The sequence below is a fragment of the Streptomyces sp. NPDC053432 genome, assembly GCF_055585365.1.
Genome location: NZ_JBVJKF010000017.1, coordinates 166,464 through 178,098 on the forward strand (window position 1 = coordinate 166,464; position 11,635 = coordinate 178,098).

Below are 11,635 nucleotides of genomic sequence, written 5' to 3' on the forward strand. Positions count from 1 at the left end.
TCTGCCAGGTGCGGGGGCGCTGGCGCCCACCCGTTTTCCGCGTCTGCGACGATGACCCCATGCGTGCGCGTTACGGAGTACCCCTGAAGGCGGCTGCCGGAATCGCTGCGGTCGGTGCCGCGGGTGTGGCCTATGCCGCCGGTTTCGAGGCGCGGTCCTTCCGCCTGCGCCGGGTGACGGTCCCGGTCCTCCCGCAGGGGATGCGCCCCCTGCGCATACTGCAGGTCTCGGACATCCACATGGTCCGCGGGCAGCGCAAGAAGCGCGCCTGGCTGCAGTCGCTGGCCGGACTGCGCCCGGACTTCGTCGTGAACACCGGCGACAACCTCTCCGACACCGAGGGCATCCCCGAGGTGCTCGACGCCCTGGGTCCGCTGATGTCCTTCCCCGGGGTGTACGTCTTCGGGTCGAACGACTACTACGGGCCCCGGCTGCGCAACCCGGGGCGCTACCTGATCGAGAAGGCCCAGGGCCGGCACGGGCTCAACGGCAACAAGCCGGTCGTCGGCGCCGTCCACAACCCGTGGGAGGAGATGCGGGACGCCTTCGACGCGGCCGGGTGGAGGAACCTCACCAACACGCGGGCGCGGCTGAAGCTGGACGGCATGGACCTGGCCTTCACCGGCCTGGACGACCCGCACATCAAGCGGGACCGGTACGAACGCGTCGCGGGCGGCCCGGAGGCCGACGCCGATTTCTCGATCGCCGTGGTGCACGCCCCCTACCTGCGCACCCTGGAGGCCTTCACGGCCGACCGCTACCCGCTGATCCTGGCCGGTCACACCCACGGCGGGCAGCTCTGCATCCCCTTCTACGGGGCGCTGGTCACCAACTGCGACCTCGACACCAAGCGGGTGAAGGGCCTGTCCACCTACGAGGCGGAGGGGCAGCGCTCGTACCTGCACGTCTCGGCGGGCTGCGGGACCAACCGGTACACCCCGGTGCGCTTCGCGTGCCCGCCGGAGGCGACGCTCCTGACGCTCACCCCCAAGGAGTAAGGGTTCGCCACCCCTCCCCCGGTACGTTGATGCGATGACCTCACCGACGTACACGGTCCAGGCGGTCTTCCGCGCCCTCGTCGCCGCCGCGGCCGTGGTGGGGGTGGCCATCGAGCTCGCCCAGGGCAGCGTCCCGGTCGTCCTGAGCTTCTTCACCATCTGGACGAACATCGCGGTCGCTGCCGTCTTCTCGCTCTCGGCCGGCCGCGCGTGGCAGCGCCGCCCGGACGTCGCCCCCCTCCTGCGGGGCGGCGTCCTGCTCTTCATCCTGATCACCGGGCTCGTCTTCCACCTGGTCCTCGCGAACCCGTCGAGCCCCTTCAACGTGCTGGCCGAGCTGGACGGGCTGACCGGCGCGAAGGCCGTCGCCAACCAGCTCCTGCACACGGTCACCCCCATCGGCGCGGTCCTGGACTTCCTCCTCCTCACCGCCCCGCGCACCCTGCGCCCGCGCCACGCCCTGCAGTGGCTGGCGTACCCGCTCGCGTACGTGACCTTCGCGCTGGTCCGCGGGGCCCTGCTGGCCCCCGGCGCGAAGGCCCGCTACACGTACCCCTTCATCGACGTGGCCCAGTACGGCTACGCCCGCGTCGCCCTGAACGCGCTGGTCCTGGGTCTCTTCTTCTACGTCCTCGGCCTCGCGCTGGTGGCGGCGGACCGTTGCCGGCCGGCGTCCCCGCTCGCCCCGCGCCCGGCCGGTGAAAACCGGATTTCGTCTCAGGCCGCGGGTCCGCTAAAGTAATCGATGTCGCCAGGACAGCACACGCTGCGGGGCGACGATCGGGGTGTAGCGCAGCTTGGCAGCGCGCTTCGTTCGGGACGAAGAGGTCGTGGGTTCAAATCCCGCCACCCCGACAGAGTAAAACCAGGTGAGGCACCTACTAGTACTGGTAGGTGCCTCACCTGTTTCTGCGTGCGTGTCTATCTGCGTGACTACGGCTTCGCGGCGCCTCGGAAGATGCTGTCCATGACCGTCGCCCCGGTCTGGATCACCGGACGGATCTGCTTCCGATACACCGCCTCGGTCACTGCCGTACCGGAATGCCCGACGAGCCGGGAGATCTCTTCGAGCGGCACACCCTTGTCCGACAACAGTGACACGAAGCTGTGCCGCAGCTCGCGCGGGGTCCACTCCCTCGCGTCGATCCCATCGGCCCCATCGATCGCCTGTCGGAAGGCCCGCCGGACGTTGGTTGAGTCGAGCTCTGTCCCGACAGCGGACGAGAAGACAAGCCCCTTCTCCGTCCACTGATCACCGGCGGCGAGCCGGTCCCAGCCCTGATCTTCGAAGTGCTTCCAGAGCGCACCCACACACCGGGCGGGCAGGGCGATCGTCCGACGCGACTTCTTGGTCTTGGTGTCCCCCGTAGCCCGAACCGACCTCCACACCGCGATGTGCGGCGGAACGGGCGGGGCCGCATTCGGGTCCCCCTTCAGGAAGACGTGATCCCAGGTGAGCGCACGCAGCTCCTCGGTACGCGCCCCGGTAAGAAGGGCGAGCACGATGTACGCGTGAGCCGAAGTGCCCTCGGCAGCCCGGAGCACGGCTTCGGCCTGGACTAGCGTCAGCGCCTTGGACGGCCGGCCGGACTGCCCGCTCGGGATGGAGCAGAGTTCCACGATGTTGCGCTTCACCTTGTCCCTGACCATGGCGCGCTTGACGGCTCGGTTCAGGCACGAGTGCACGGCCTGAAGCGTGCGCGTGCTCAGCGTCTTCGCCTTGGAAGCGAGCCATCGGTCCACGTCTTCACCGCTCAGCTCACGCAGCTTGCGGGCGCCAAGCGCCGGGATCACATGATTCCGGCAAAGGGACGTACAGGTGTCCACGGTTCCTTGATCCCGGCCAGCGAGCCCGTACAGAAGCCAGTCGTTCACGGCGTCCGCCACGGTGTAGTTCGTCGGCGCGATGGCGAGACCGTCTTCGTGATCCCGCAGCACCTCCTTGAGCTTGGTCTTCGCCTCGGTCTTGGTCCGGCCGCTGCCGCGCTTCACGATGCGCTTGCCGCTCGGGTCGAAGCCGAGGCTCACGCTGGCGATCCAGCGCTGACGCTTCTCGTCCCAGTGAAGGCCGCCGTCCCCGCGGCTTCTTCGCTTGGTCATGACCTAGCCGCCGCTTCGCCCTCCAGGAGGGCCACGTAGTCGGCGATCGCGGAGGCAGGGACCAGCCGCGTACGCCCTTCCTTGACCGTCCGAAGGCGGCCCGTGCGCATCAAGTCGTAGATGACGGTTCGGCTGATCCCGAGCACGCGCGTGGCCTCAGAGACGCGGTACAAAGCGGGCACAAGGTCCGCTCCGCGGAAGGTCATCGTGGTCATTGCTCTCCCTCGGAGTCGTCGTTCAGGTCTGCGAGCGCTTCGCGGGCGGTCTGACGGTTGAGCTGGATGTCTCGAGCGATGGTGGCGGCGAGGACGGATTCGCCGGGGGTGTGTCCGTGGCCGGCGTACTGCCAGGAGGCGAGGACGAGCACGGTGTCCGGCTCGGCGTCATCGAGGCCGCGGGCTTCGCGTTCTTGGGCGGCGCGGTAGTCGGCGCGTGTCTGGCGGAGGGCGCTGAGGGTGGTGGAGTACTGGCGGGACTTGGTGGAGAAGTGGCTGCGGAAGCCGAGCATGTGGGCCCAGGCGGCGAGGCGGCGGTCCGGGTAGAGCGGGTCGAGGTCGAGGCAGGCCCCGATCAGGCGGGCGGTGTGGTCGGGGACGTCGAGGAGGACGAGGGCTTCGCGGTTGCCGATCCGGTGGTCGAGGGTGCCGGTGTTCTCTGCGGCTTTGGTCGCGTACTTGGCGACGTATGAGGCGACGGCCTGTTCGGTGATGTCGGAGCCGTCTCCGAAGGCCTTGATGGGCCGTACGTCGATCTGGGTGCCCCAGCGGAAGGTACGAGCAGCCTGGTCGGCGGTGGCCGGGACCGATACCGAGGTGTACGTGTGGGCCACCGCCGCCCGGATCGAGCGATCAAGGAGTTCCGTGCTGGCCCAGTAGGGCGGCGGGCTGGACGGACCGGCAGGCCCGTCGATGCGGATGACGGCGTGGAAGTGGATGGCGCCGCGCTTCTGGAACTCGGCGACCTTGCCGTAGGAGATTCGGGCTTCCTCTTTCAGCTCCCGTTGGGTCAGTCCGGCGCACGCGGCGATCTCACGGCGCAGGCGGGTCGTGAAGCGCTGCCAGAGCTGTCCGGCCATGTTGTTGAAGAGGACGGCGCCCGCATAGTCGTACGTGGCCGGGTCGAGGGCGGTACCGAGTTCGGCGGCGTCCTCCTGGTGGTGCTTGCCACAGCGGCAGGGACGGCCGGCGGGGCGGTTGTGGACCGGGCCGAAGGAGGGTGCGGTGAGAGTGGCGAAGACGCGGGGGTGTTCGCGGACGGTGGCGGGGATGTCGCGGCGATCGTCTCCGGCGAGTCCGGCCCGGATCAGGTGGTAGGTGTCGCCCGCGTAGGTCCAGGCGCAGGAGGGGCAGCGGGAGGCCCGCCGGTTGCCGCAGGCGATCCGGAGCCGTCCGCCGGGCTCGGTTTCGGTGGAGTAGCGGTGCAGAGTCTGGCCGGAGGTCTTGTCCTTGGAAAGGGTCCAGCCAGTGACGTGGATCGGGTCGGAGCAGCCGCCGGTGCGGCGAACCTGCTCGTGCCAGCGCTGGTAATCAGGGGCCGAGGCCACCCGCAGCATGTCGCCGAGGGTGGCCGGGTCCTGGAGCAGGTTGGTCACGCGATCAGCGCCCCGCGACGACGGCGGTGCGGCGAGCCGTGGTGCCGGTGCCGGCGCAGGCGGGGCAGTGCGCGGTGATCGTACGGAGGTGACCGGCGCGGTCGCGGCCGCCGAGGGTGACGGCGACAGAGGCGTGGCCGTCGCAGTTGGGGCAGACCTGGCCCGGGGTGTGGTGGTGCTGGTTCATGATGGTGCTTCCTTCCGGATCAGTTGGTTCGGGCAGGAGCACGGCGCCGGGACGGCGGAGACTTGGCGGTTTCAGGGCCGTCCCGGGGCCGGTCAGCGGTGGTTCTGGTTGAGCAGGGAACGCAAGACCACGGCGCAGACGGCGACCGAGACGCCGGTGATGGCGACGGCGAGGAGCATGGAGACCAGGACGGCGCCGACGACGAGGACGAGTCCGGCGCCACCGGCGACGACGGCGACGAGGCCGGTCGGGGTGAGGCGGACGGCGGGCATCTGGACGCGGGGCTCAGCGGGGGCCGGGGCGTGGTCGCAGCCGCAGGCCGGGGCGCTACCGCTGTGGGGTTCGAGAGCGGCGGTCGGCTGGTCGAGGGGGATGACGAGGCCGGTCGGGAGCGGGTTGACCGGGATCTTGGGGCGGATCATCAGCGGTTCTCCTTTCTCGGTTGTGTTACTTGGTGATGGCGGTGTCGATGACCGGGGCGAGGAGGCTGTCCGCGAGGAGGTAGCCGCCGAGGAGGATCACGGCGACGAGCCACCAGGGCGGGCGGATGAGCTTGATGCCGAGGGCGCCGACGACGATCAGTGCGAGCCAGAGCGGGACGTCCATGACGGTGGCCTTCCGAGGTCAGTTGACGCGGCAGCGGTGGGAGCGGGCGGCGAGCTGTGCGGCGGTGCTGGTCGTGTAGTTGGTGACGGACCAGCCGCAGCCGTCGGTGGTGCAGACGGCGGCGCGCTTGGTGCGTCCGTGGCGGTCGCGGTAGGTGCCGATCTGGACGGGGCCGATCTGCATGAGCGAGTGGAAGCGGTCCGGGGCGGGCATACGGGTTCTCCGTTCAGGCGAGTTGGGCGGTGATGGCGGCGGCCATGGCGGCCGGGACGCCGAGGCGGGCACGCAAGGTGTCCGCATCGAGCGGGGTGCCGGTGCGGGCCAGGTGATCGGCGGCGAGCTTCCGGGCGTGCTCGACCAGCGGAGCCGGAACGGGCACCGGCTCAGGCGAGGGCGCAGGGAGGGCCGGGACAGGTTCCGGCTCGGCGACCGGCTCGGGTTCTGTGTCGCGTTCGATGACCGTGGGGGCGGTCTCTTCCACAGGCGCGGGATCGAGGACCGGGCCGGGGTCAGGGGCCGGGGCGGGGTGGACGAGGAGGGTTCCGCCGAGGAAGGCGAGGGCGGGCCAGCCAGCCACGAGGATCCGCAGCCAGTTTGGGACGTTGGCCAGGTCGAGGAGCCCTGCGGTGGCGACGTTCGCCCCGAGGGAGGCGGCGAGCGCCACCGTGAACCAGAGCCAGGCTGAGCGGACCGGGTCCCCGGCATCGCGGAGGAGCCGGAGGCGGCGCCAGGCGGCGACGAGGAGCAGGTCCACGCTGACCGGGTAGGCCCAGGCCTTCCAGCCATCCTGTCCGGAGGCTTCGGCGAGGTCGTGGAGGTGGGCGAAGGACAGGGCCCCGGCGATCACGGCCTGTACGAGGACTGCGTCCGGGCGGGCCTTCGGGAGCATCGGGGTTCCTCCTTCCTTGAGGTTGGAGCCAGGGCCAGGCGGGGGATTTCAGCCGCCCAGCCCCGGCGGATCAGGGGGTCGGGGCTTCGCCGGTGCCGAAGCAGGCCAGGCACAGGGCGGCCTGACGGTCGGCGGTCTCGCGGATCTTGCGGCTGCCGACCCGGACGGTCTCGGCGGTCTCGCCCTTGCCGTCGCAGTCGGCGCACTTCTTCGCGGCGGGCTTGCGGGCGGTGGTCTTCCTCGCGGTGGCCATGAGGATCACTCCTGCTTTCTGGCATGGGAGGGGTAGGGACCTGGCGTGATGCGGTCACGCCGACCGATGGAGCAGGGTGGAGGTTCAGACGCTCGCGGCGGTGGGCTTTGACACGACATTGCCGGTCAGAGCGGGGGCCGGGAGTGCCGGCCGGAAGGGCACGAGTTCGCCGATGTCCGGGGTGCGGTGCGCGTTCGCGTTGCACACGTTGACGGCCTGGCGGAGCGTGGTGTGCGGGGTCCGGATACGGACCCAGCCGCCGGAGGAGTCGCCGACCACGGCGGTGCCGGGACGGTCGGTGGGGATCTGGACGGTGGCGAGGACGGCGTCCGGGGAGATGTCTCCGAAGGCCATATTGGCCGAGGTCTCGTCGTTGACCCGGTGCGCGGTGCGGCCGGTGAGCTGGGCACGGAGCATCGTGATGCCCTTGCCGAGTTCGGAGCCGAAGCGCTGGCCGCAGATTTCCAGGTAGATCCCGGCGGCGCGGCCGAGCTGGGCGAGCCGCACGAGGTCGGTGATGATCTGGTCCCGGCGCTTCTCCTCGTCCTTGGTGACGTACAGGGCCAGCTCTGCGACCTCGTCCACGACGAGCACGACCGGGACGGGGCGCAGGTGCTTGGGCAGGTCCCAGATGTTCGCGGTGATCTCAGCGTCGGGGATGTCGGCGCTGATCCGCTGCTCGCGCCGGATGATGTCGTAGACGCGGGCCATGTAGCGGACGAGCGCGGCGAGCAGGTCGGCGGCGGTGTCGGGGTTGTCGGCAAGCGCAGTGAACCGGCGGGCCAGCGGCGCGAGTTCCACGCCGTTCTTGCAGTCGATCCCGGCAAGAGCGACGTGCTCTGTGGCCAGGCCCGCGACGAGGTTGCGGAGGTAGACGGACTTCCCGGACTGTGTGGCTCCCACGTTCAGGGCGTGCGGCACCTGGAGGTAGTCCCGGCGGAACACCTCACCGTCCTCCCGCAGCGCGACCGGGATACTCAGCGGGTCGTGGTCGCCGCGGGCGGGCATCTGCACGCGCTTGAGGACGTCGTAGCCGGTCATCCGCAGCTCGATCACCGAGGACTTGATCTCTCGGGTGGTGACGTTGTGCAGGGCGAAGGAGTGGCGCAGGCGGTCAGTGGCGGCGGCGATGTCGTACGCGTCCTGACCGGGCCGGAGCCTGAGCCGCAGGACCAGGCCCGTACGGGTCGGCCGGATCCGCAGGATCCGAGGTGCCCGGGATTCGGGGACCGGGCGATCCGACCAGCGGGCCAGGGCCAGGCGCCACCGGGCCGGGGGGACGGTGAGCCCGCAGGCCTCCATCACCGACCGGTAGCGGACCAGAACCCGCAGAGCGGCGAAGGTGACCCCGAAGGTCAGCCAGTACCAGGCCGGACGCCGCCACCGGAGCAGGAGCGCGACGGCGGCGACCAGCAGCAGCGTGACAGTTAACCAGGTCACGCTCAGGCCGCCTTCGGCTTCGGCGCGTCCACGACCAGCGAGGTGACCGCGACGGCCCGGAAGCTGATCCCGTGGCGCTTCTGGCCGTTGAACTCGTTCTCCCACGGCCGGGCCACCAGACCGGTCAGCCCTACGGGGGTGCCCATGACCAGGTCACCCGTGATGCCAGGGGCCGGGACGGTGATCGAGAGGACTTCGGCCTCGCCGTTCGCGGCAAAGAGCACGTCCACGGTCATCATCTGGGCGCCGGTGTCGGGGTCGGTGGCGATCTCACCGGTACGGCGGTCCTTGATCTTCACAGCCGGGGGCTGAGCCACCATCACCATGGCAGCGGAAGTGTCGACGGGAATCTGACGCATTGATGCGCTCCTTGACTCGACCAACTTGGCACACTTAGTGGGCCAACCTGACTTGAGGATGCACTTGAAGCACCTAGTACGTCAAGTGCTTGAATCTCGACTCCTGCCGAGGCGGTGTGGTGCACTTGGTGTGACAACCATGGAGAGGGGCTATGACGGAGTTCACCGGGCGTGCGAGGTACTTGGAGATCGCTGACGACTTCAAGCGGCGAATCCGAGACGGGCGGCTGGCCCCAGGCGTAAAACTCCCGTCCGAGGCTGAGCTGATGGCTGGTCACGGCGTCTCGCGCACCGTTGCCCGTCAGGCGATCTCTCGTCTCCGGGAAGACGGCTATGTGATCTCGCACCAGGGCAAGGGCAGTTTCGCGACCCTCCCTGGTGAAGACCGCCCGGTCAAGCACAGCCCGGAGTTCGAGCAGATCACCGAGTACCTGGCGGAGATGCGCAAGGACATGCATCGGCTCGCCGAGCGCATGGACCAGGTTGAGGCTCTGGTGCGGAAGCAGTCGCAAGCAGAGTGACCATCGCGTCGGCACGGCGTGCCAGTGCCGCAACTTCCTCGCCAAGCACCTTGACCTCACTAATCAGTTCCAGGACCTCAGCCGCGGTCAGCGCCACCCGCCCCGCCCCCTTGTTGCACGTTCGATCCGACAGTCGTTCGAGCTGTCTGCAACGCTAGGAGCTGATCGCAGCACCACCCCGGAAAATCTCTCCGGGGTCAAGCTGAGAGACGGGGGGACGCTCTTCTCATGCGAGGAATGACGACGAACCTGACGATCGGCGAGCGCGTTGCGTGGTACCGCCGGCGGCGTGGCCTCTCCCAAGAAGTCCTGGCGGGACTCGTGGGCCGAACGGTCGACTGGCTGAGCAAAGCCGAGAACAACCGGCTGGAGCTCGACAGGCTTTCGGTCATCAAGTCATTGGCCGATGCGTTGGACGTGACACTCGGCGATCTGCTTGCCGAACCGGCGCTGATGGACTGGACGGCCGACAGCGGCACGCGCACGGTTCCGGCCCTTCGGTCGGCACTCATGAACTATCGGCAGCTCACTCCGCTTCTGGGGGTCACCACCGAGGGCGAGGCGACGCCGCTGGACGAGCTGAGCCGCAACGTCGCCGAGGTCTGGGACGCCTACCAGAACTCCCACTACGGCTTTGCGACGCGCCGCCTCCCGCTCCTACTCGCCGATGCCCTCATCACTTCCCAGACCTGTGATGGTGCAGAACGAGAACGGGCGCATGAGCTGACTGCCATGACGTACCAAGGCGCTGCCATGGTGCTCACCAAACTCGGCGAAACCGACCTCGCCTGGATCGCAGCCGATCGAGGACTCGCCGCAGCCCAGCAGTCCGGAAACTCTGTGGTGACGGGCTCCCTGCTCCGCTCCGTGGTGCACTGCCTGCTGTCCAACGGCCGTTTCGATGCAGCCGTACAACTCGTAGGCGACGCTTCCGAACACCTGCGTCCCGAGCTCGAAGACGCTGGCCCCGAATTCCTCTCGATCTACGGCACGCTCTACCTCGCAGGCTCGATGGCCGCCGCCCGCGCGGACGATCGCGCCACGACACGCGACTTCCTTGCCGAGGCGGACCGGGCGGCTCAGCGACTCGGCCACGATGCCAATCACGTCTGGACTGCCTTCGGCCCCACCAACGTCGCTATCCACCGCGTAGCCACGGCGGCTGAGCTGGGCGACATGCAGGTCGCAGTGGACCTTGGGCCTCGCATCGACACCAGCGCCCTGCCGACCGAACGCCGCACACGCCACAATCTCGAAATCGCGCGGGCGCTCAGCGCGCACAATCGCCAGGACGACGCCCTCACCAAGGTCCTCGAAGCCGAGGCCTGGGCGCCGGAGCAGGTACGGAGTCACTACCTCGCGCGAGAACTCGTCCTCTCCTGGGTTCGCAACCACCGAGGGCGCCCGAGCCGAACGCTGGCCGATCTCGCCCACCGGCTCCATGTGATCTGACGTAGGTAGGCTCACCTGCATGGCAGCGAACGAGCATGAAGCGAAGATGGCGCACCCGCGGATGGCAGCGGGTGCGCTCTTCTTTGACGCCTCCGGCCGCATCCTCATGGTGGAACCGATCTACAAGAACTACTGGGATGTCCCCGGCGGATATGTAGAGACCGGGGAGTCGCCGCTCAGCGCTGCCAGGCGCGAGGTCGAGGAGGAGTTGGGCATCGCCCCGTCGCTGGGACGGCTGCTGGTCGTGGACTGGGCCCCGAGTGCCGGCGAAGGCGACAAGGTTCTCTACCTCTTCGATGGCGGACAGCTCAGCCCCGAGATTCTGGCGAAGATCGAGTTGCAGGCCGACGAGCTGAAGAGCTACGCGTTTGTCGAGCCAGGCGAGATCAGCGAGCGAACCATCCCGCGGCTTGCCCGCCGGATCCTCGCAGCTGCCAAGGCACGACAGGAGGGCACCCAGATCTACCTGGAGCACGGGCAGCAGCCACAGGAGAGCGCGGCCTGACGCGGAGCGTTCAGGAGCGCAGCCAGGCACGGACCCAGCAAGAGCGCCTTGCGGTAAGAGTTTCCCTACTTCATCAAGGGCGCTTCCGCCGCCCAAGGCGGCGTCGCGCGCCCGTCGCCCCGGGCCTGCGCTCCTGTCTGCGCCCCGCTCCAGCCCGGACCGCCGACCGCGCGCCAACGTGGCTAAGGGCTTGATGGGGATGGACCCGGCCTGATCGGTCGGCTACCGGCCAAGACTGGTGCCTCCGGCGGGGGCGCTCTGACTCCGGGATGGCGGGGGCGCCGCTCACGAGTGCCGGCCGAAGGGGGCTGAGGCGGGGGAACTCCCATCCCGTCTGCCATCGACCCAGGACAAGCCGAGCAGCCACGGCACCGGGCGTCCAGGTCGTACGTCCAGTTGGGCGCTCCACCTGGACGCCCGGCACCGCGGCCGCTCCACATACGTGTGGGTCGACGGCAGACGGGATGGGAGTTGGGGCGAGTGGTGGGCTGGGAAGCGTGTACGACTGGCTGCCGATGGAAAAGACAGCGTGCACGCTAGGCAGTCCTAGGGTTCGGAATTCTCCAGGAGAAACATACTCATCCCACCGTCGATCAACGTGCGTCGACGAGCACGCTGTGCCGACGTGAGCAACCAGGTGCTAGTGCCGCACCAGGCAACGTTCGCCTCGGCCTCGCCGGTGGGGCGGGACGCGTAGTCTCGCGGGATGCACTCTCATCTGCGCTTTGAGAACC

Annotated in this window: 16 protein-coding genes and 1 tRNA gene; 6 read left to right on the forward strand and 11 right to left on the reverse strand. The window is 69.0% G+C overall.

From position 1 onward, the window contains the following. Nucleotides 1-59 precede the first annotated feature (59 nt). The 3 genes from ACZ6Y1_RS26185 to ACZ6Y1_RS26195 all read left to right on the forward strand — a co-directional run bounded on the left by ACZ6Y1_RS26185 (nucleotide 60) and on the right by ACZ6Y1_RS26195 (nucleotide 1,853). Nucleotides 60-998, forward strand: a complete 939-nt coding sequence (locus ACZ6Y1_RS26185) for a metallophosphoesterase (protein ID WP_469634473.1) — start codon at nucleotides 60-62, stop codon at nucleotides 996-998. A 34-nt stretch (nucleotides 999-1,032) separates the two neighbouring features. Beyond that, nucleotides 1,033-1,740, forward strand: a complete 708-nt coding sequence (locus ACZ6Y1_RS26190) for a Pr6Pr family membrane protein (protein WP_469634476.1) — start codon at nucleotides 1,033-1,035, stop codon at nucleotides 1,738-1,740. Nucleotides 1,741-1,779: 39 nt separating this feature from the next. Then, nucleotides 1,780-1,853, forward strand: a tRNA-Pro gene (locus ACZ6Y1_RS26195). 78 nt (nucleotides 1,854-1,931) lie between these two features. Here ACZ6Y1_RS26195 and ACZ6Y1_RS26200 read toward each other — a convergent pair. The 11 genes from ACZ6Y1_RS26200 to ACZ6Y1_RS26250 all read right to left on the reverse strand — a co-directional run bounded on the left by ACZ6Y1_RS26200 (nucleotide 1,932) and on the right by ACZ6Y1_RS26250 (nucleotide 8,423). After that, nucleotides 1,932-3,098, reverse strand: coding sequence for a tyrosine-type recombinase/integrase (locus ACZ6Y1_RS26200; protein ID WP_469634479.1), 1,167 nt, complete (start codon nucleotides 3,096-3,098; stop codon nucleotides 1,932-1,934). Next, the gene (locus ACZ6Y1_RS26205; protein ID WP_469634483.1) at nucleotides 3,095-3,313 is read right to left on the reverse strand and encodes a helix-turn-helix domain-containing protein; all 219 of its coding nucleotides are present in this window, start codon (nucleotides 3,311-3,313) and stop codon (nucleotides 3,095-3,097) included. Before ACZ6Y1_RS26205 ends, ACZ6Y1_RS26200 begins: the two co-directional genes overlap by 4 nt. Further along, nucleotides 3,310-4,689, reverse strand: a complete 1,380-nt coding sequence (repSA, locus tag ACZ6Y1_RS26210) for a replication initiator protein RepSA (protein WP_469634486.1) — start codon at nucleotides 4,687-4,689, stop codon at nucleotides 3,310-3,312. The genes ACZ6Y1_RS26205 and repSA overlap by 4 nt, the downstream gene beginning before the upstream one ends. Before the next feature lie 4 nt (nucleotides 4,690-4,693). Then, the gene (locus tag ACZ6Y1_RS26215) at nucleotides 4,694-4,876 is read right to left on the reverse strand and encodes a hypothetical protein (protein WP_469634489.1); all 183 of its coding nucleotides are present in this window, start codon (nucleotides 4,874-4,876) and stop codon (nucleotides 4,694-4,696) included. A 92-nt stretch (nucleotides 4,877-4,968) separates the two neighbouring features. Continuing rightward, complete coding sequence (locus ACZ6Y1_RS26220; RefSeq protein WP_469634492.1) at nucleotides 4,969-5,298, reverse strand: SpdD-like protein; 330 nt, start codon at nucleotides 5,296-5,298, stop codon at nucleotides 4,969-4,971. A 25-nt stretch (nucleotides 5,299-5,323) separates the two neighbouring features. After that, nucleotides 5,324-5,482 carry a hypothetical protein gene (locus ACZ6Y1_RS26225; RefSeq protein ID WP_328298446.1) on the reverse strand — a complete coding sequence of 53 codons (159 nt, stop codon included), beginning with the start codon at nucleotides 5,480-5,482 and terminating at the stop codon, nucleotides 5,324-5,326. A gap of 18 nt (nucleotides 5,483-5,500) precedes the next feature. After that, nucleotides 5,501-5,695 carry a mobile element transfer protein gene (locus ACZ6Y1_RS26230; RefSeq protein ID WP_469634495.1) on the reverse strand — a complete coding sequence of 65 codons (195 nt, stop codon included), beginning with the start codon at nucleotides 5,693-5,695 and terminating at the stop codon, nucleotides 5,501-5,503. A 13-nt stretch (nucleotides 5,696-5,708) separates the two neighbouring features. Continuing rightward, nucleotides 5,709-6,371 carry a DUF2637 domain-containing protein gene (locus tag ACZ6Y1_RS26235; protein ID WP_469634498.1) on the reverse strand — a complete coding sequence of 221 codons (663 nt, stop codon included), beginning with the start codon at nucleotides 6,369-6,371 and terminating at the stop codon, nucleotides 5,709-5,711. 70 nt (nucleotides 6,372-6,441) lie between these two features. Continuing rightward, nucleotides 6,442-6,624 (reverse strand): hypothetical protein, encoded by a 183-nt coding sequence (locus ACZ6Y1_RS26240; RefSeq protein ID WP_469634501.1) that lies wholly within the window; start codon nucleotides 6,622-6,624, stop codon nucleotides 6,442-6,444. An 84-nt stretch (nucleotides 6,625-6,708) separates the two neighbouring features. Beyond that, nucleotides 6,709-8,064 (reverse strand): FtsK/SpoIIIE domain-containing protein, encoded by a 1,356-nt coding sequence (locus ACZ6Y1_RS26245; RefSeq protein ID WP_469634504.1) that lies wholly within the window; start codon nucleotides 8,062-8,064, stop codon nucleotides 6,709-6,711. A 2-nt stretch (nucleotides 8,065-8,066) separates the two neighbouring features. Further along, nucleotides 8,067-8,423 (reverse strand): SCO3933 family regulatory protein, encoded by a 357-nt coding sequence (locus tag ACZ6Y1_RS26250; protein WP_469634508.1) that lies wholly within the window; start codon nucleotides 8,421-8,423, stop codon nucleotides 8,067-8,069. Between the two features lie 152 nt (nucleotides 8,424-8,575). Between ACZ6Y1_RS26250 and ACZ6Y1_RS26255 the strand changes: the two genes are divergently transcribed. From ACZ6Y1_RS26255 to ACZ6Y1_RS26265, 3 genes are all read left to right on the forward strand, one after another. Continuing rightward, nucleotides 8,576-8,944 carry a winged helix-turn-helix domain-containing protein gene (locus ACZ6Y1_RS26255; RefSeq protein ID WP_469634510.1) on the forward strand — a complete coding sequence of 123 codons (369 nt, stop codon included), beginning with the start codon at nucleotides 8,576-8,578 and terminating at the stop codon, nucleotides 8,942-8,944. 237 nt (nucleotides 8,945-9,181) lie between these two features. After that, nucleotides 9,182-10,396, forward strand: a complete 1,215-nt coding sequence (locus ACZ6Y1_RS26260; protein ID WP_469634513.1) for a helix-turn-helix domain-containing protein — start codon at nucleotides 9,182-9,184, stop codon at nucleotides 10,394-10,396. A 19-nt stretch (nucleotides 10,397-10,415) separates the two neighbouring features. Beyond that, the gene (locus ACZ6Y1_RS26265; protein ID WP_469634516.1) at nucleotides 10,416-10,901 is read left to right on the forward strand and encodes an NUDIX domain-containing protein; all 486 of its coding nucleotides are present in this window, start codon (nucleotides 10,416-10,418) and stop codon (nucleotides 10,899-10,901) included. The last annotated feature ends 734 nt before the right edge of the window (nucleotides 10,902-11,635 follow it).